This is a genomic window from Agrococcus sp. Marseille-P2731 (assembly GCF_900117395.1).
Taxonomy (GTDB): domain Bacteria; phylum Actinomycetota; class Actinomycetes; order Actinomycetales; family Microbacteriaceae; genus Agrococcus.
Genome location: NZ_FPEG01000001.1, coordinates 561024 through 578697 on the forward strand (window position 1 = coordinate 561024; position 17674 = coordinate 578697).

A 17674-nucleotide genomic window follows, 5' to 3' on the forward strand; every position below is an offset into this window, starting at 1 on the left:
CAGGCTGAACGCCCTGCTGCAGCGGCCTCGCGTCGCCTCGGCGGCTGCTCGCTTCGACATCGCGCGACCGCCTCGATACCCTCGAGAGTTGTCCAGCACGCGCACGGGGGAGAGAGCCATGGCAGATCGAGCCGCATTGCGAGCAGATTGGGCTCCGCGCGAAGTGTGGGCGAGGCTGCGCAAGCCCGTCTTCATCCCTGCGGTGCTCATCATCGTCGGGATGGTCGCCTTCGCCGTGATCTACAGCGGCACCGGCGGCAACGCCTTCGAGGTGCTGAACAGCGCCATCACCCAGGGTGTCGGCTGGTGGTACATCCTCGCGGCGACCGGCTTCGTGCTGTTCGCGCTGTACTGCGGACTCTCGCGCATCGGCAGCATCAGGCTCGGCCGCGACGACGAGGAGCCGGAGTTCTCCACGCTGTCGTGGTTCACGATGCTCTTCAGCGCCGGCATGGGGATCGGCCTCGTCTTCTTCGGCGTCGCTGAGCCGCTGTCGCACATGACGACGCCGCCTGGGCGCGCGGGTGTCGAGGCCGGCACCGACACGGCTGGCCGCCTCGCGATGGATCTCACGCTCTACCACTGGGGCTTGCACGCGTGGGCGATCTACGTGGTGGTGGGCCTCGGCATGGCCTACATGACCTTCCGCCGCGGGCGTCCGCTGTCGATCCGCTGGCTGCTCGAGCCGCTCCTCGGTCGCGAGCGGGTCGAGGGCTGGATCGGTCACGCCGTCGACGTCGTCGCGATCGTCGGCACGCTCTTCGGCGTCGCCACTTCGCTGGGCTTCGGCGTGCAGCAGATCACTGCCGGCCTCGAGTACCTGGGATGGGTCGAGGGGTCCGGCACGTTCTCGGTCGTCGTCATCGCGATCGTCACAGGCCTCGCGACCCTCTCCGTGATGTCGGGCCTCGACAAGGGGCTCAAGTGGCTCTCGAACATCAACATGTCGCTCGCGGCGCTGCTGGCGATCTTCGTCCTCGCGCTCGGGCCGACGCTGGTGCTGATCCAGGCGATGGTCGCCAACACCGGCAGCTATCTCGCATCGCTCCCGGGCATCATGCTCGAGACCTGGCCGCTGGCCACGGACACGTGGGCGGGAGACTGGACCATCTTCTATTGGGGCTGGTGGATGAGCTGGGCGCCCTTCGTGGGCATGTTCATCGCGCGCATCTCGCGCGGTCGCACGATCCGCCAGTTCGTCTTCGGCGTGCTGCTCACGCCCACCCTGATCGGCATCGCCTGGTTCACGATCTTCGGCGACTCGGCGATCCTCCGACAGCTCTCCGAGGGGGACATGCTCGTCGACGGCGAGGTCAACACCTACACCTCGCTCTTCCAGCTCCTCGAGACCTTCCCGCTCGCTGCGGTCACGAGCGTGCTGGCGATCGCCATCATCGTCTTCTTCTTCGTGACCTCCGCGGATTCTGGCTCGCTCGTGATCGACATCATCGCCACCGGCGGGGCGACCGAGACGCCGAGGCTGACCCGCGTCATGTGGTCGGTGCTCGAGGGCCTCGCGGCTGCCGTGCTGCTGCTCGTGGGTGGCTCAGCATCGCTCACGGCACTGCAGACGGCGTCGATCGCGACCGCTGTGCCGTTCTCGATCATCATGGTGCTGACATGCATCTCGCTGCTGCGAGCCTTCCACTACGAGGTCGCGAACGCGCCGCGGTACATGCGCGCACGCATCGCTTCCGCGACGCCGGAGTCGGCGGAGGCGCCGACCGCGCAGGATCAGCCGAAGCGTCGATGGCGCGGACGCCGCGACGTGTCCTCGACCTTCGTCGGGCTGCCGGCGAGCCAGCCGGCGCCTGCGAGCCCCGCAGCAGGCGGCGAGTTCCTGATCGCCCTGCACGAGGTGCCGACCGAAGCGGTCGACCTGAACGCCGAGGGCGTCGCGACGCTCGACCACGATCGCGTGGTGCAGGACCCGATCGCAGGAGAGGTGTTCGACACTCCTGAGTTCGCGGCGTCGCAGGCGGGTCTCGAGCACGAGCAGGAGCAGGCCGCAGCGGAGGCGGAGCTGCCGCCGGAGGAGCCCGCGAGCCGCTGAGGGGTCCAGCGGCGCCTGGGTCGCTAGGCGGGTGGGTCGAGGGCGACGAGCAGGATGCCCGTCCAGTGGCACGCGAAGGCGATCACGGTGCAGATGTGGAAGAGCTCGTGGAAGCCGAAGTGCCCGGGGAAGGGGTTCGGCTTCTTCGTGCCGTAGAAGATCGCGCCGATCGTGTAGGCGAGGCCACCGGCGATGACGAGCGCTGCCGTCACGGCGTTCGCGGCCCAGATGTCGCCCATGAAGGCGATGGCGGCCCAGCCGAGCGCGAGGTAGATCGGCACGTAGAGCCAGCGCGGCGCGGTGAGCCAGAAGACGCGGAACGCGATGCCGAGCAGGGCGCCGCCCCAGATGACCGAGAGCAGGATCCAGTCGGTCGGTGACGTCAGGGTCAGCAGCGCGATCGGCGTGTAGGAGCCCGCGATCAGCAGGAAGATGTTGGCGTGGTCGAGGCGCTTCATCACCAGGCGCGTGCGCTCCTGCCAGGCGAAGCGGTGGTAGACGGCCGAGATGCCGAACAGCAGCACGCCGGAGAGCGCGAACACCGCGGTCGACCAGGTGGCCACCGCGCCGTTCGCGAGCACCACGAGCACGATGCCGGCGACGAGCGCGAGCGGCGCGGTCGCGGCGTGGATCCAGCCGCGCCACGAGGGCTTGCCCTCGACCTTCGCCTCCGCGATCGACTCGCCTGCGGCGTCGATGAAGGGGAGGTGCGCGCCGTCGACGACCTCCTCGAGCGAGGTGCCGCCGTCTGCGGCGGAGTCGCCCGGTGCTCCGGGCGCGATGCGGTCTGCCATGACTACAGCGTAGGGCGTACGCAGTGCCGGAGATGGCATCCGCAGCGGTGGGCGCCCGATAGATTCAGCAGATGCGACTGCGCAGCGCCCCGGGCTCACGGCTCGTGTACCGCTACTACGAGCGGCGGCTCCGCCGCGACCTGGTGCGCGCACCCGTGCCTCGCCACATCGCCATGATCATCGACGGCAACCGCCGGTGGGCGCGCGAGCAGAAGCTCGCCACCGCCGGCCACGGCCACCGCGCCGGCGCCGTCAAGCTGCGCGAGTTCGTCGACTGGTGCGCCGAGATCGACGTCGAGGTCGTCACGATGTACCTGCTCTCGCGCGACAACCTGACGGGCCGCGCCTCGCAGGAGCTCGGCGAGCTGTGCGAGATCATCGCGGAGCTCGCCGACGACCTCTCGCACCAGCCCGGCCGCCGCATCCGCCACGTGGGTGACGTGCGCGGGCTGCCGGCGCCGCTCGTCGAGGCGCTGCGCGGCGCCGTCGACCGCACGGCCGGCAACGACGGGCTGCAGGTGAACCTCGCGGTCGGCTACGGCGGCCGGCACGAGCTGGTCGAGGCGGTGCGGCGGATCCTCGAGCAGGCCGGCACGTCCAGCCCAGCCGAGCTCGCCGAGCGGCTCACGCCCGAGCTGATCGCCGAGCACCTCTCGACCGCCGGGCAGCCGGATCCCGACCTCGTGATCCGCACCTCCGGCGAGCAGCGCCTCAGCGACTTCATGCTGTGGCAGAGCGCGCACAGCGAGTTCTACTTCGTGGAGGCGCTCGGGCCAGACCTGCGAGAGGTCGACTTCCTGCGCGCGGTGCGGGCCTACGGGCTGCGGGAGCGCCGCTACGGGAAGTGACGCGCCGGCGGGAGGGCACGAGCACTGGCACGGGCACGAGCACTGGCGCAGGCGCCGCCCGCGACCGTGTGCCCGGCAGATTGCCGGCAGGTGAACAGTGCCGACGCGTCCGTGTGTCGTCGTGGATGCGTGGGCGCCGAGCGTAGATTCGGCCCTGTCGGGCAGTTCCGCCCGGCAAGCGAGCGGCCTTCGCGCCAGCGAGCACCACGGGAGGCGACGGCCGCGTGATCCGACCCCGGTCGGAAGGAGCGTCACGTGCCTGAACTCGCCACCACCCCCGCAGCCGGAGCCACCGAGGACGAGCGCCTCGAGACCCGGCAGCGCACCTACGTGCTCGACACCAGCGTGCTGCTGTCGGACCCGGGGGCTATCCACCGCTTCGCCGAGCATCAGGTGGTGATCCCCGTGATCGTGATCGCCGAGCTCGAGAAGAAGCGCCACGACCCCGAGATCGGCTACTTCGCCCGCAAGGCGCTGCGCAACCTCGACGACCTGCGCGTGGTGCACGAGCGCCTGGACTTCCCGGTGCCGACCGAGGGCGGCGGGTCCTTGCGCGTCGAGCTCAACCACTCGAACCTCGCCGTGCTGCCGAGCGGGCTGCAGCTGGGCGACAACGACTCGCGCATCCTGGCGGTCGCCTCGAACCTCGCCGGCGACGGGCTCGACGTCTGCGTCGTCTCCAAGGACATGCCGATGCGCGTGAAGGCCGCGTCGATCGGTCTCGCGGCCGAGGAGTACCTCGCCGAGCAGGCCGTCGAGTCGGGCTGGACGGGCATCGCGGAGCTCGCGCTCTCCGGCGAGCAGATCAACGCCCTCTACGAGGAGGAGCGGCTCGAGACGGCGCTCGTGGCCGACATGCCGATCAACACCGGGCTCGTGATCTCCTCCGAGCGCGGCTCTGCGCTCGGTCGCGTGACGCGCAGGGGCGAGATCTCGCTCGTGCGCGGCGACCGCGAGGTCTTCGGGGTGCACGGGCGCTCGGCCGAGCAGCGGCTCGCGATCGACCTGCTGCTCGACGACGAGGTCGGGATCGTCTCGCTCGGTGGCTCCGCGGGCACCGGCAAGTCGGCGCTCGCGCTCGCCGCGGGCCTGGAGGCGGTGCTCGAGCGGCGACTGCACAAGAAGGTCATCGTCTTCCGGCCGCTCTACGCGGTGGGCGGTCAGGAGCTCGGCTACCTGCCGGGCGACAAGGACGAGAAGATGAACCCCTGGGGGCAGGCGGTCTACGACACGCTCGGTGCGCTCGTCGGCGACAACGTGCTGGACGAGGTCGCCGATCGCGGCATGCTCGAGGTGCTGCCGCTGACGCACATCCGCGGCCGCTCGCTGCACGACGCGTTCGTGATCGTCGACGAGGCGCAGTCGCTCGAGCGCAACGTGCTGCTGACGGTCCTGTCGCGCATCGGCCAGAACTCGCGGGTGGTGCTGACGCACGACGTGGCGCAGCGCGACAACCTGCGCGTCGGTCGGCACGACGGCGTCGCGAGCGTGATCGAGACGCTGAAGGGCGAGGACCTCTTCGGTCACGTGACCCTGATGCGCTCGGAGCGATCGCGGATCGCGGCGCTCGTGACGAGCCTGCTGGAGGGCTGAGCGGCGGCCCGCGGCAGGGCATCGGCTCCGGTGCCCTGCCCGTGGGCGCCCGTGGGGAGCGTGTGGGCGTGCAGCAGCTGACGGCGGTCGAGGCACGGCGGATGCGCCTGGTCGCGCAGGGGCTCGACCGGCGCGGCCGCGCAGGTGCGGACGACAGCGGCCTCGACGGTGCCGCGACATCCGCAGTCGCCCGCACGCCGACGCAGGTCGTGCGGCGCATGGTCGCGATGCAGGGCCAGGATCTGGCGCAGGTGCTGCAAGCGATCGCGATCCGCTCGACCCGCGGCACGACGCTCGACGACGTGCGCGCGGCCTTCGATCGGGGAGAGCTCGTGCGGTCATGGGCCATGCGGGGCACGCTCTTCGTCGCGACACCGACCGATCTGGCGACGCTGCACACGGCGGTCGCTGCGCGGATGCGGGCGCGAGAGTGGCGCATGTGCCTCGACCGGGGCATCGACGAGGGGACCGCGCAGCGCTCCGCCGCCGTCCTCGTCGAGATGCTCGCGGGCGCCCCGCAGCCGCGCCCGGCGCTCATGGCCGCGTGGGAGGCGGCGGGGATCGACGTCTCCGGTGGCCGCGGGTACCACCTGCTCGCGCTGCACTCCTACGACGGGCTCGTGCGCTTCGGGCCGTTCGCCGGCACCGCACAGCTGCTGGTCGGCGGCGCGCCGCCTGCGGTGCGGGCACCGGATGCGGCGCTCGCAGAGGCGGTGCGCCGCGTCGTCGCCGCGCGCGCTCCCATCAGTGAGGCCGACGTCGCCTGGTGGCTGGCACTGCCGAGGTCGACCGTGCGCGCGGCGCTCGCTGGAGCAGGGGGGATCCACGAGGTGCTGGTCCGTGACGCCGCGATGCTCGTGGTCGACGAGGCCGTCGCCGGCCGGCGCTCCGGAGTGCTGCTCGTGCCCGGCTTCGACGAGTGGATCCTCGGCTACCGAGACCGCTCGCTCACCGCCGGTGCAGAGATGCGCGCCGCCCTCGTGCCCGGCAACAACGGGGTGTTCCAGCCCGCGGTGCTCGTCGACGGACGCGCGGTCGGGCGCTGGCGCGCGGCTCGCGGTCGCGGCGCGCCGGAGATCGAGCTCATCGAGCCGGTGCCCGCGGCGACCGCCTCGACGATCGAGCGGCGGGTCGCCGCCTGGCAGCACGGCTGAGCCGGCGCGCCGCAGCTGTGGAGAGCGGCGTCCGGCAGGCGCGTCGCAGCACTACCGTGGCGGCCATGACCGGCCCGACAGCTCCGTCCGCGGGCAGCGTCGACCGCCTCGTCCTGGCGCCGCGACCGCTCGCTCGGCCGGTGCGCCTGCTGCCCGTCGACGCCAGCGGCGTGCTGCTCGCGGTCGTCGTCGGCGTGCTGCTGCCGACGTGGGGCAGCGATGCGGTCGCCGTCGTGCCGCTTGCCGCCGCGGCCGCGGCCGCCCCTGCGCTGGCGCGCATCGACATGGCCGAGCGGCGGTTGCCGAACGCCATCACGGTGCCGCTGCTGCTCGTCGGTGCGATCGCCTGCGCCGCGCGGGCGATCGCGGGCGACCTGGCGGTGCTCGCCGCGCTCGGCGTGGGTGCCGCGCTGCTGGTGATGGCGCTCGTCGGCGGGATGGGCATGGGCGACGTGAAGCTCGGCACGGCGCTCGCGCTCGCGACCGCGACGCTGGGCTGGGCCGTCCCGCTCGTGGCGCTCGCCGCATCCGTCGTCGTCGGTGGTGTCGCGGGGCTCGTCGCGCTCATGGCCGGGAGGCGGACGATCGCGTTCGGGCCGTGGCTGCTCGTCGGGCACGCACTCGGGGTCGGTGTCGCCGCCTTCGGCGGCGCGTGACGAGCGCGGGTGCGCCGTGTGACGTTCCGTGACAGCCCGATTGCTGCGGCGGCGGCGCGCGTTCCTAGCGTGGAGGCAGTCCCGCACCACTTGGAGGAGTCACCATGTCCAACCGCAGCATCCGCCGTTCCCTCGGCCGTTCCCTCGCCGTGGCCGGTGCGCTCGGCACCGCCGTCGCCCTCGTCGGCTGCGCTGCCGGATCGGCACCCGCCGGATCCGCACCCGCCGGCTCGGCACCGGCCGACGCCGCGGCATCGACCCTCGGCACGGCCGACAACCCGGTGCAGCTCGGCGTCGTCGGTGCCGCCGAGCCCTACTGGACGGCCTTCGAGGAGGCCGCCGAGGCGGAGGGCATCGAGCTCGACATCGTCGACTTCACCGACTACAACCAGCCGAACCCCGCCGTGAGCGAGGGTGAGCTCGACATCAACCAGTTCCAGCACATCATCTACCTCGCGAACTACAACACGCAGGCCGGGGACGACCTGCAGCCGATCGGTTCGACGGCGACCTACCCGATCGGCCTCTACTCCTCCCAGTACGAGTCGGTCGAGGAGATCCCCGACGGCGCTGAGGTCATCGTGCCGAACGACGACACGAACCAGGCGCGCGGCCTGCTCGTGCTGCAGTCGGCCGGCCTCGTCGCGCTCGAAGAGGGCGGCACGCCCTACTCGACCGTCGACGACATCATCGAGGAGGAGTCGCGCGTCACCGTGAGCGCCGTCGACGCGGCCATCACCGCCACGTCGCTGCCCGACGTCGCCGCCGCGATCGTCAACAACGACTTCCTGACGGACGCGGGCATCGACCCGGCGGACGCCATCGCGCAGGACGACCCGGCCGACCCGGCCGCGCAGCCCTACATCAACATCTTCGCGACGACGGCCGAGAACGCCGACGACGAGGTGCTGAACCGCCTGGTCGAGATCTTCCAGACGAATGAGGAGGTGCAGGCGGGCGCGCTCGAGTCCTCCGGCGGCACCGGGCTGTTCGTCTCGACGCCGAAGGCAGAGCTGCAGGAGTCGCTCGCCTCCGTGCAGGAAGCGCTCGAGCAGCAGTAGCGCGCTGGAGCTGAGGGCGGCGGCCCTCTCGGGCCGCCGCCGCGACGCCCGCGCCGACGCCCGTCCCGGGCGGCGGACCGCACACCAGCAGCACAACCCCCGACCCAGGAGCCCCCATGGCGCACATCGTGATCGACCGTGTCTCGAAGCGGTTCCCGCCCTCCAAGCGGGGCGCCGACGAGATCGTCGCCGTCGACGACGTCTCGCTCGCGATCGAGCAGGGCGAGGTCTTCGGCATCATCGGCTACTCGGGGGCCGGCAAGTCGACGCTCGTGCGGCTGATCAACCAGCTCGAGCCGGTCACGGCCGGCACGATCACCGTCGGCGACGTCGACATCAGCGCGCTGCGGGGCAAGGCGCTGCGCGAGCAGCAGACCGGCATCGGCATGATCTTCCAGCGGTTCAACCTGCTGACCTCGCGCACCGTCGCAGGCAACGTGGCCTACCCGCTCGAGGTGACCGGCGTCGCGAAGGCCGAGCGCCGGCGGCGCGTCGAGGAGCTGCTCGACTTCGTCGGCCTCGGCGGTCGCGCCGACGCCTACCCGGAGCAGCTCTCCGGCGGGCAGCAGCAGCGCGTCGGCATCGCCCGCGCGCTCGCCGCGAATCCGCAGATCCTGCTTGCGGACGAAGCCACCTCCGCCCTCGACCCCGAGACGACGGCCGAGGTGCTCGACCTGCTCGCGCGCGTCAACCGCGAGCTCGGCGTCACCATCGTCGTGATCACCCACGAGATGGAGGTGATCACGCGCATCGCCGACCGCGTCGCCGTCATGGAGGCGGGACGCGTCGTCGAGGTCGGACCCACCTACGACGTCTTCACGAACCCGCAGACCGCGGTCGCTCGGCGCTTCGTGCAGACGGTCGTGCGGGCGCTGCCCGAGGGCGACGAGCTCGCCCTCCTGCGCGCGCAGCACGAGGGCCGCTTCTTCACGATCTCGTTCACGGACGAGGGTGCTTCGGAGGCGCGCGTCTTCGCGGCGCTCGCGAGCGCGGGTGTCGACTTCAACCTCGTGCACGGCGGCGTCGACGACATCCGCGGCCGGGTCTACGGCCTGCTGACGATCGCGGTGCGCGGCGACGAGGCCGCGGTCGAGCGGGCCCTGGCCGGCATCGGTGCTGGCGTGAGCGTGGAGGAGCAGCGATGAGCGACATCGTGGGAGTGGTGCCCGACCTGCTCGAGCAGACCGGGATCATGCTGTGGATGGTGGCGGTCTCGCTCGTGCTCGGCGGCATCGGCGGCCTGATCATCGGCACCGGGCTCTACGTCACCAGGCGCGGCGGGATCCTGCAGCAGGGCGCGGTCTGGTGGGTGCTCAACATCCTCGTCAACACGTTCCGGCCCATCCCGTTCATCATCCTGCTCGCGGCGCTGCAGCCGGTGGGGCGGCTCGTCGTGGGCAAGGGCATCGGCACGGAGTACGCGGTGTTCGCCATCGCCGTGGCGGCGACCTTCGGCATCGCGCGCATCGTCGAGCAGAACCTCGTGGCGCTGCCGGCGGGCGTGATCGAAGCGGCCAGGGCCACGGGCGCGAGCCCGTGGCGCATCATCCGCACGGTCATCATCCCCGAGTCGCTGGGACCGCTGGTGCTGGGCTTCACCTTCGCGGTCATCGCGATCGTCGACATGTCGGCCGTCGCGGGCCTCGTCGGCGGCGAGGGCCTCGGCAACTGGGCCGTGACCTACGGCTACCGGCAGTTCGACGAGGTGGTCACGTGGTCGGCGCTCGTCGTCGTCGTGATCGTCGTGCAGCTGATCCAGGCGCTCGGCAACTGGCTGGCGCGCCGCATCATGCGACGCTGACGCTGGCGCCGCGGCGATGGCCGACCGGCCGCTAGGCTCGCCGACGTGCTCGACGACGCCACCCTGCTCGCCATGGCGGGCGACCTCAGCCGCATCGACGGCGTGGTGGGCGTCGTGCTCGGCGGCTCCCGCGCGCGCGGCGCGGCAGCGCCTGACTCCGACGTCGACCTCGGGGTGTACCTGCACGGCACCGTCGACGAGGCGGCGATCGCGGCGCTCGCCGAGGCGTGGTCGGATGCGTCGGCCCCGGCTGCGCGCTGGACCGCATCGGGCGCGTGGGGACCATGGGTCGACGGCGGGGCCTGGCTCGTCGTCGACGGCACGGCGGTCGACTGGATCCGTCGCGACCTGGCGCGTGTCGAGGAGCAGTGGGAGCGTGCGCAGCGCGGCGAGCTCGCGGTCCACGCGCAGCCGGGCCACCCCCATGGGTTCCTCGACGTCGCCTACTGCGGCGAGCTGGCGCTCGGCCGCATGCTCGCCGACCCGAGCGGCGCGCTCGAGGCGCTGCGATCGCAGCTGCAGCAGATGCCCGCCTCGCTCGGCGATGCCCTCGCCGGCCGCACGTGGGAGGCGAGGCTGACGCTCGACGCGGCTGCGAAGGCGGCACCACGGGGCGACGCTGCGTACGTGGCGCTCTGCATCTCGCACGCCGCGCTCATCGCCGCGCACGCGATCCACGGCCGCGATGGAGCATGGTCCACGAACGAGAAGGGGCTCGTCGCCGCGGCGGCGCGGCTGCCGAGCGCCCCGGCCGGGTTCGATGCGGCTGTGGCCGGCGCGCTCGCGCTCGGGGACGCATCCGCTGCCGCGCTCGTCGCCGCAGTCGGCCGTGCGCGGCGAGCGATCGAAGCGGTCGAGGCGGCGCTGAGGCCCTGAGCCGCGTGGAGACGCGATGCACAGGCTGTTCTGGGCTGAGACTAAGATCGCTCATTGGGTCAGCCCGACCGCCGTGACACCCGCAGATAGGACCCCCGATGGCCGACGTCGCCACATCGAAGCCAGAGCTGCCGCCGACCGCCGCAGCCGAGACCTCCAGCAAGCGCTGGACCCCGCTCAAGATCATCCTCTGGGTCGCGATCGCACTCCTCGGCGGCTTCGCCTGGGTGATGCTCGCGATCGTCAGGGGCGAGACCGTCAACGCGATCTGGTTCGTGTTCGCCTCGGTCGCGACCTACCTGATCTTCTACCGCTTCTACTCCAAGTTCATCGAGCGCAAGCTGACCCGCCCCGACGACACCAGGGCGACCCCCGCCGAATACCTCGCGAACGGCCGCGACTACGTCGCCACCGACCGCCGCGTGCTCTTCGGCCACCACTTCGCCGCCATCGCCGGCGCCGGCCCGCTCGTCGGCCCAGTGCTCGCGGCGCAGATGGGGTACCTGCCCGGCACAATCTGGATCATCGTCGGCGTCGTGCTCGCCGGCGCGGTGCAGGACTACCTGGTGATGTTCTTCTCCATGCGCCGCGGCGGCCGCTCGCTCGGCCAGATGGCGCGGGATGAGTTCGGTCGCGTCGGCGGTGCGGCGGCCATCGTCGCCACGCTGCTCATCATGGTGATCATCACCGCGATCCTCGCGCTCGTCGTCGTCAACGCGCTCGGTGAGAGCCCGTGGGGCGTGTTCTCGGTCGCGATGACCATCCCGATCGCGCTCTTCATGGGGGCGTACCTGCGCTGGATCCGCCCCGGCAAGGTGCTCGAGATCTCGATCATCGGCTTCGTGCTGCTCATGGCGGCGATCGTCGGCGGCGGCATGGTCGCCGGGACGGCGTGGGGCGAGGCGGTCTTCTCGCTCGACCGCGTGACCATCGCGTGGGGCATCGTGATCTACGGCTTCGTCGCCGCGGTGCTGCCGGTCTGGATCCTGCTGACGCCGCGCGACTACCTGTCGACGTTCATGAAGATCGGCGTCATCGTGGCGCTCGCGCTCGCGATCATCATCGTGCGCCCCGAGATCACGGTGCCCGCGTTCACCGAGTTCGCCGCGGGTGACACCGGACCGGTCTGGCCGGGTTCGCTGTTCCCGTTCCTCTTCGTCACGATCGCCTGTGGAGCGCTCTCGGGCTTCCACGCCCTCATCGCCTCCGGCACGACGCCGAAGATGGTGGAGAAGGAGAAGCAGACGCGCCTCCTCGGCTACGGCGGCATGCTCATGGAGTCGTTCGTCGCCGTCATGGCGCTCGTCGCCGCGATCTCGATCGATCAGGGCATCTACTTCGCGATGAACGCGTCGGCCGCCGCCACGGAGGGCACGGTCGAGGGCGCTGCGGCGTTCGTGCAGTCGCTCGGCCTGACGGGCGTGAGCGTGACCCCCGAGCAGCTCACGGCGACGGCAGCCGCCGTCGGCGAGGAGTCGATCGTCTCGCGCACCGGCGGCGCACCGACGCTCGCGCTCGGCCTCGCGCAGATCATGCAGAGCTGGATCGGCGGCCCCGCGATGATGTCGTTCTGGTACCACTTCGCGATCATGTTCGAGGCGCTCTTCATCCTGACCGCCGTCGACGCCGGCACGCGCGTCGCCCGCTTCATGCTGCAGGACTCGCTCGGCAACGTCTTCCCGAAGTTCAAGGACACCTCCTGGACGCTGGGCGCCTGGATCTGCACCGCGATCATGGTCGCGGCGTGGGGCGCGGTGCTGCTGATGGGCGTCACCGACCCGCTCGGCGGCATCAACACGCTGTTCCCGCTCTTCGGCATCGCGAACCAGCTGCTCGCGGCCATCGCGCTCGCGATCGTGCTGGCCATCGTCGCGAAGCGGCGCAGCTTCGGGCAGCTGTGGATCGTCGCGCTGCCGCTCGCGTTCGTGACCGTGGTGACCGTCACCGCATCCGCCTTCAAGGTGTTCTCGCCCGTGCCGCAGGTGGGCTACTGGGCCAACCACTTCGCGTTCCGCGACGCGCTGGCCGCGGGGGAGACGAGCTTCGGCTCGGCCTCGACCGTGCAGGCGATGGAGGCGGTCGTGCGCAACACGCTCGTGCAGGGCTCGCTGTCGGTCATCTTCGTGGTGCTCACGATCGTCGTGATCTGCTTCTCGGTCGCGAACGTCATCAAGGCGATGCGCTCGACCGAGATCGCCGACCACGAGGACGAGCGGCGCGAGTCGACGATCTTCGCGCCCGCCGGCTTCCTCCCGACGCCCGAGGAGCGCGAGCTCCAGAAGCAGTGGGATGCGGTGCCCGACGAGCACAAGGCGCCCCGGTCCGGCCACTGATGACGGGCATGCAGGCGGGCGAGGAGCGCCCGGTCGCGGCCGGCGCGCTCCTGGCGCGTGGCTGGCGCGCGATCGTGTGGTGGGCGAAGGGCGTCACCGGCGAGTCGAAGTACGCGGCATACCTCGCGCACGAGCGCCGCGCGCACCCCGACCGCCCGCCCATGTCGGAGCGCGAGTTCTGGCGCGACGAGTATGCGCGCCAGGACGCGAACCCGGAGGGGCGCTGCTGCTGAGCCAGTGACGCTCGACAGAGCCCGGCCTCTGCGGAGGCCGGGCTCCGTCGTGCGCGCCGTCGTCACGGTGCGTCACAGTCGAGCGGATGCGGCCACGGCGGCGCAGGATGGGCGCATGAGCGCAGCAGCAGCCACGGACACCGTCCTGACCCGCACCGTCCCCAGCCACCTGGTCGGGAGCGTCAACCAGCCCGACGCCGAGTCGGTGCTCCGCCTCGTGGCCGAGCGCCTCGGCGGTGCCGCCCACGTCGGCGCCGGCGGCGCGGTGCCGCGCATCCCCGACGGCGAGGTCGGTGAGCGCTTCTACTGGATCCAGTTCCAGACCCTGCGCTTCGACGCGACGCCCGGCCTCGAGCGCGTCGGCGAAGCCGGCTTCCGCATCCGCGACCGCTTCGACGTGCGGCAGTTCCGCGTCACGGGCGACGTCGAGCTGCCCGACCTCGGGTACGCGAGCGCGGCGATCGACTCCTTCGAGCGGTTCGCAGCACTGCAGGACGAGGGCGTCATCGCACCCGAGACGCGCTTCCAGGTCTCGCTGCCGACGCCCGTCGCGATCGTGGGCGCGTTCCTCGAGCCCGGCAGCCGGTCCGCCTTCGAGCCCGTCTACCGCGACGCGCTCCGAGCAGAGCTCGAGCGCATCCTCGCGGCCGTGCCGCACGAGCGGCTGGCGATCCAGTTCGACGCGGCGGTCGAGTTCGCGATCCTCGAGCGCGACCGCGGGCCGGCCGTCGCGCTCGAGCCGTGGTGGCGTGGCGACGCGCTGGAGGGCATCGTGGAGCGGCTCACCGAGGCGGGCGCCTGGGTGCCGGAGGGCGTCGAGCTGGGTTACCACCTCTGCTACGGCGACGTCGAAGAGGCTCACTTCGTGCAGCCGCAGGACGCGCGGCACCTCGCTGCCGTGGCGAAGGGCGTGCTCGCGACCGCGCGGCACCGGGTCGACTTCCTCCACCTCCCGGTCCCGATCGAGCGCGACGATGCCGAGTACTTCGCCCCGCTCGCGGCCGTCGCCTGGGGCGGCACGCAGGTCTTCCTCGGCCTCGTGCACCACGAGGACGGTGTGAGCGGCGCGCTGCGCCGGGCGGCGGCCGCGCGCACCGCGGTGCCGGCGTTCGGCATCGCGACCGAGTGCGGCTTCGGCCGCGGGCCCGCGGAGCGCACAGCGCCGCTGCTCGACCTGCACCGCGAGATCGCCGCAGCACTCAGCGTCGCCTGACGCCCAACACCTGGCGCTCCGTGGGCTGACGGGGCAGGATCGATGCATGGATGACGACGACCGCAAGCGGGTCCGCGACGAGTTCCACGATGCCGTCACGATGACGCCGGCGACGCTCGAGGAGTGGCTGGAGACCGACGAGTCGCGCGAGGTCGGTCAGAAGGCCGACGACGGCGGCGAATCGACCGGGCACGCGTCCGGGCGACGCATCGTGCGGATCCTCCGCAAGAAGCAGGCGGAGCTCAACGACGACGACTACGCCCACATGCGGAAGGTCGTCGGCTACGTCGCCCGGCACAGTGAGCAGCGGCCGGACGGCGACGTCACCGACACCCGCTGGCGCTCCTCGCTCATGAACTGGGGCCACGACCCGAAGCAGTGAGGTTCCGGGCGCGCCCCCGCACCCGGCGGGCCGCCCGGCCCGCCGCCCCGCTCAGTCCGTCGGCTCGGTCAGCGCAGCGGCATACGCCTGCACCGAGCGGTTGTACCGCGGCAGCGTCGGCTCGATCGCCTCGACGGCGACGCGCAGCGCCTCGTCGTGCCGACCGGCCGAGTGCAGCGCGAGCGCGAGGAACACGCGCGGCGCGGCTCCCGTGCTCGGATGCGCCGGCGCGGCCTCGAGCACCGCGATCGCGTCGTCGAGGCGGCCGGTGTTGCGCAGCGTCGAGCCGTACTGCACGGCCAGCTGCGCGTGCTGCTCGGGCGGGAGCCCGAGGTGCAGCGCGCGCTCGTACTCGCGCTCCGCCTCGTGCTCCTGTCCCTGCGAGTCGAGCATGCCCGCCAGCTCGAACGCGGCCCTCCCGTCCGAGCCAGGGTAGGCCGCCGCGAGCGAGCGCATCGCCGCGATCGCGTCGTCGGCGGGCATCCGCTCGACGCGCTCCCAGAGCTCGTCCACCGCCGCGCTCCACGCCGCGGTCTCCCACTCCTGGCTCATGCCTGTCCCCGTCCCGCAGCAGGTGCGGGCGCACAGCGGCTCCGGCTCACAGCGCGAGCCCCGTGTGGTGCGCGGCGAACGCCAGCTGGTCGGCGAACTCGAGCGCCGCGGCGTCCTTCGGCTTGCCCATGCCGTGCCCCGCCCGCGTGTCGACGCTCAGCAGCACCGGCGCATCCGTCGTCGTAGCCCTGCCGGCCTGCGCCCGCTGGAGCTCGGCTGCGAACTTGAAGGAGTGCGCCGGCACCACGCGGTCGTCGTGGTCGCCCGTCGTGATGAGCGTCGGCGGGTAGTCGACGTCGTCCCGCACGGCGTGCAGCGGCGAGTAGGCGCGCAGGGCGCGGTGGGCCTCGGCGTCGTCGGGATCGCCGTAGTCGCTCGCCCACGCCCAGCCGATCGTGAAGCGGTGGAAGCGCAGCATGTCGAGCACGCCGACGCCGGGCAGCACCGCGGCCCAGAGCTCCGGCCGCTGCGTCAGCGCGGCGCCCGCGAGCAGCCCGCCGTTGGAGCGTCCGTGCAGCGCGAGCTGCGCAGGCGTCGTCACGCCGGTGGCGATCAGGTGCTCGGCGATCGCGAACAGGTCGTCGAAGACCTGCTGCTTGCGCTCCTTGGTGCCGCCCTTGTGCCACTCGGAGCCGAACTCGCCGCCGCCGCGCAGGTTGGGCACCACGAGCACGCCGCCCGCGCCGACCCACGCCGCGAGCACGGCGCGGAAGCCCGGGTTCATCGGGATGTTGAAGCCGCCGTACCCCCAGATGAGGGTCGGCCGATGCGTCTCGCCCGCATCGCCCTCCGGTCGCACGAGGAAGGCGGGCACGATCTCTCCGTCGCTCGATGCGGTGCGGATGCGCTGGGTCGTGGCGGCGGGGGCGGCCGGCCCGGGCGTCGCGAGCGTGCGGTGCGAGACGAGGCTGGCGCCATCCGTCTCGATCACGTGCCGCGTGCCGCGGTCGACGAAGCTCTGGGTGCTGACGAGCACGGTGCTCGAGGCGCTCGTCGCGTCGGAGCCGGTGATCGAGATGCCGTCGCCGAGCGGCACGACATCGCCGAGCAGGCCGTCGAAGGTCGCGAGCTGCATGCGGTGGCTCGCGTCGTGCGAGTACTCCAGCACGATGCCGGATGCGGTGAGCGAGGCGTCCAGCAGCACGTCCTCCGGGTGCTCGGGCACGAGCGTCGACTCGGCGCCCGTCTCGGGGTCGAGCACCGCGAGCCGGTAGCGCGCGGCGCCCGCGTCAGTGACGGCGTAGAGCCGGCCCTCCCGCACGCCGATGGCGCTCCACTCGTGCTCGTGGCCCTCGACGAGCTGCGTGAGCGCGTCGTCACCGTGGCGGCCGACGGCCAGGTCGTTGCCGCTCGACGAGCCGGTGTCGGTGGAGAGCACGAACCAGGTGTCGTCGCGGGGCCAGTGGCGCGCGAACATGCGCGGCTCCTCCGGGTTCGCCCAAAGGGTCGTGTCCTGGGCGACGTCCGTGCCGACGCGGTGCGCCAGCAGGCGGCCTGCGCCCATCTCGTCGGTGAGGGCGTCGCCCGTCGGCGCCTCGTACGCCCAGTAGGAGAACGAGGCGTCGTCGAACCAGACGGCGCTGTTCCACTTCGTCCACGGGATCTCGTCGGCGAGGTCGTCACCGGTGGCGACGTCGCGGATGCGGATGGTGCGCCAGTCGGAGCCGCCGTCGGCCGCGCCGTAGGCGAGCAGGCGCCCGTCGGGGGAGACGCTCGCCATCGTGACCGCGACCGTGCCGTCGGCAGAGAGCGCGTTGGGGTCGAGCAGCACCCGGGGCTGCTCGGCACCGGTGCCCTCGAGGCCATCGACCGAGTCGGCCACCACGAGCACCGGCTGGTTCTGGCCGTCGCTGTGCCACGCGAAGACACGGCCGCCGCGCATCCACGGGCAGCCGCGAGTCGGTGCCTCGAGCAGCGCCGTCAGCCGGTCGCGGAAGGCTGCGCGCGCCGGCAGGGCGGCGAGCACCGGCTCGGCGAACGCGTTCTGAGCCTCGATGAAGGCGCGGGTCTCGGCCGAGTCGCCGTCCTCGAGCCAGCGATACGGATCGGCGATCGCCTCCCCGTGCACCAGCTCGACCGTCTTGTCTCTCCGCACCTCGGGATACCGCATCCGACCACCCTAGGC

At 72.1% G+C, this 17674-nt stretch carries 16 protein-coding genes; 13 read left to right on the forward strand and 3 right to left on the reverse strand.

All coding sequences use genetic code 11. The features are described 5' to 3' along the window. Positions 1–118: 118 nt before the first annotated feature. Positions 119–2053 (forward strand): BCCT family transporter, encoded by a 1935-nt coding sequence (locus tag BQ6202_RS02790; RefSeq protein ID WP_072312947.1) that lies wholly within the window; start codon positions 119–121, stop codon positions 2051–2053. A gap of 23 nt (positions 2054–2076) precedes the next feature. On the opposite strand, the gene trhA is transcribed toward BQ6202_RS02790, so the two are convergent. Beyond that, a complete protein-coding gene (trhA, locus tag BQ6202_RS02795; protein ID WP_083586859.1) occupies positions 2077–2847 on the reverse strand; it encodes a PAQR family membrane homeostasis protein TrhA in 771 nt (256 codons plus the stop codon). A gap of 71 nt (positions 2848–2918) precedes the next feature. On the opposite strand from trhA, the gene uppS reads away from it, so the two are divergent. The 12 genes from uppS (at position 2919) to BQ6202_RS02855 (ending at position 14997) form a co-directional block, all read left to right on the forward strand. After that, complete coding sequence (gene uppS / locus BQ6202_RS02800; RefSeq protein ID WP_072312948.1) at positions 2919–3695, forward strand: polyprenyl diphosphate synthase; 777 nt, start codon at positions 2919–2921, stop codon at positions 3693–3695. A 255-nt stretch (positions 3696–3950) separates the two neighbouring features. After that, a complete protein-coding gene (locus BQ6202_RS02805) occupies positions 3951–5288 on the forward strand; it encodes a PhoH family protein (RefSeq protein ID WP_200792179.1) in 1338 nt (445 codons plus the stop codon). A gap of 68 nt (positions 5289–5356) precedes the next feature. Beyond that, entirely contained in the window at positions 5357–6442 is a 1086-nt protein-coding gene (locus tag BQ6202_RS02810; protein WP_072312949.1) for a DNA glycosylase AlkZ-like family protein, read from the forward strand. A gap of 65 nt (positions 6443–6507) precedes the next feature. Then, on the forward strand, positions 6508–7098 hold the full coding sequence (locus BQ6202_RS02815; RefSeq protein WP_083586861.1) for a prepilin peptidase: 591 nt from the start codon (positions 6508–6510) through the stop codon (positions 7096–7098). Positions 7099–7202: 104 nt separating this feature from the next. Next, positions 7203–8159 carry a MetQ/NlpA family ABC transporter substrate-binding protein gene (locus tag BQ6202_RS02820; RefSeq protein WP_072312950.1) on the forward strand — a complete coding sequence of 319 codons (957 nt, stop codon included), beginning with the start codon at positions 7203–7205 and terminating at the stop codon, positions 8157–8159. 116 nt (positions 8160–8275) lie between these two features. Further along, the gene (locus BQ6202_RS02825; RefSeq protein WP_072312951.1) at positions 8276–9304 is read left to right on the forward strand and encodes a methionine ABC transporter ATP-binding protein; all 1029 of its coding nucleotides are present in this window, start codon (positions 8276–8278) and stop codon (positions 9302–9304) included. Further along, positions 9301–9960, forward strand: a complete 660-nt coding sequence (locus tag BQ6202_RS02830) for a methionine ABC transporter permease (protein ID WP_072312952.1) — start codon at positions 9301–9303, stop codon at positions 9958–9960. Before BQ6202_RS02825 ends, BQ6202_RS02830 begins: the two co-directional genes overlap by 4 nt. Positions 9961–10005: 45 nt before the next feature. Further along, entirely contained in the window at positions 10006–10836 is an 831-nt protein-coding gene (locus tag BQ6202_RS02835; protein ID WP_200792181.1) for a nucleotidyltransferase domain-containing protein, read from the forward strand. Between the two features lie 98 nt (positions 10837–10934). Further along, complete coding sequence (locus BQ6202_RS02840; protein WP_072312953.1) at positions 10935–13169, forward strand: carbon starvation CstA family protein; 2235 nt, start codon at positions 10935–10937, stop codon at positions 13167–13169. Next, positions 13169–13402 carry a YbdD/YjiX family protein gene (locus BQ6202_RS02845; RefSeq protein ID WP_234946086.1) on the forward strand — a complete coding sequence of 78 codons (234 nt, stop codon included), beginning with the start codon at positions 13169–13171 and terminating at the stop codon, positions 13400–13402. The genes BQ6202_RS02840 and BQ6202_RS02845 overlap by 1 nt, the downstream gene beginning before the upstream one ends. A gap of 115 nt (positions 13403–13517) precedes the next feature. Next, positions 13518–14615 (forward strand): hypothetical protein, encoded by a 1098-nt coding sequence (locus BQ6202_RS14850; protein ID WP_083586863.1) that lies wholly within the window; start codon positions 13518–13520, stop codon positions 14613–14615. Between the two features lie 46 nt (positions 14616–14661). Further along, positions 14662–14997 carry a DUF3140 domain-containing protein gene (locus BQ6202_RS02855; RefSeq protein ID WP_072312954.1) on the forward strand — a complete coding sequence of 112 codons (336 nt, stop codon included), beginning with the start codon at positions 14662–14664 and terminating at the stop codon, positions 14995–14997. Positions 14998–15048: 51 nt separating this feature from the next. Here the strand turns inward: BQ6202_RS02855 and BQ6202_RS02860 are convergent, their stop codons facing one another. After that, positions 15049–15549, reverse strand: coding sequence for a tetratricopeptide repeat protein (locus BQ6202_RS02860; protein ID WP_072312955.1), 501 nt, complete (start codon positions 15547–15549; stop codon positions 15049–15051). 46 nt (positions 15550–15595) lie between these two features. Further along, a complete protein-coding gene (locus BQ6202_RS02865; protein ID WP_072312956.1) occupies positions 15596–17659 on the reverse strand; it encodes a prolyl oligopeptidase family serine peptidase in 2064 nt (687 codons plus the stop codon). Positions 17660–17674: the final 15 nt, after the last annotated feature.

What these genes read in the sequence shown, in the direction of transcription:
- BQ6202_RS02825 (WP_072312951.1), top strand. Translation starts at nt 8,276, where the DNA reads ATGGCGCACATCGTGATCGACCGTGTCTCGAAGCGGTTCCCGCCCTCC.
- BQ6202_RS14850 (WP_083586863.1), top strand. Translation starts at nt 13,518, where the DNA reads ATGAGCGCAGCAGCAGCCACGGACACCGTCCTGACCCGCACCGTCCCC.
- BQ6202_RS02790 (WP_072312947.1), top strand. Translation starts at nt 119, where the DNA reads ATGGCAGATCGAGCCGCATTGCGAGCAGATTGGGCTCCGCGCGAAGTG.
- BQ6202_RS02845 (WP_234946086.1), top strand. Translation starts at nt 13,169, where the DNA reads ATGACGGGCATGCAGGCGGGCGAGGAGCGCCCGGTCGCGGCCGGCGCG.
- BQ6202_RS02840 (WP_072312953.1), top strand. Translation starts at nt 10,935, where the DNA reads ATGGCCGACGTCGCCACATCGAAGCCAGAGCTGCCGCCGACCGCCGCA.
- uppS (WP_072312948.1), top strand. Translation starts at nt 2,919, where the DNA reads ATGCGACTGCGCAGCGCCCCGGGCTCACGGCTCGTGTACCGCTACTAC.
- BQ6202_RS02815 (WP_083586861.1), top strand. Translation starts at nt 6,508, where the DNA reads ATGACCGGCCCGACAGCTCCGTCCGCGGGCAGCGTCGACCGCCTCGTC.
- BQ6202_RS02830 (WP_072312952.1), top strand. Translation starts at nt 9,301, where the DNA reads ATGAGCGACATCGTGGGAGTGGTGCCCGACCTGCTCGAGCAGACCGGG.
- BQ6202_RS02820 (WP_072312950.1), top strand. Translation starts at nt 7,203, where the DNA reads ATGTCCAACCGCAGCATCCGCCGTTCCCTCGGCCGTTCCCTCGCCGTG.
- BQ6202_RS02865 (WP_072312956.1), bottom strand. Translation starts at nt 17,659, where the DNA reads ATGCGGTATCCCGAGGTGCGGAGAGACAAGACGGTCGAGCTGGTGCAC.
- BQ6202_RS02860 (WP_072312955.1), bottom strand. Translation starts at nt 15,549, where the DNA reads ATGAGCCAGGAGTGGGAGACCGCGGCGTGGAGCGCGGCGGTGGACGAG.
- BQ6202_RS02855 (WP_072312954.1), top strand. Translation starts at nt 14,662, where the DNA reads ATGGATGACGACGACCGCAAGCGGGTCCGCGACGAGTTCCACGATGCC.
- trhA (WP_083586859.1), bottom strand. Translation starts at nt 2,847, where the DNA reads ATGGCAGACCGCATCGCGCCCGGAGCACCGGGCGACTCCGCCGCAGAC.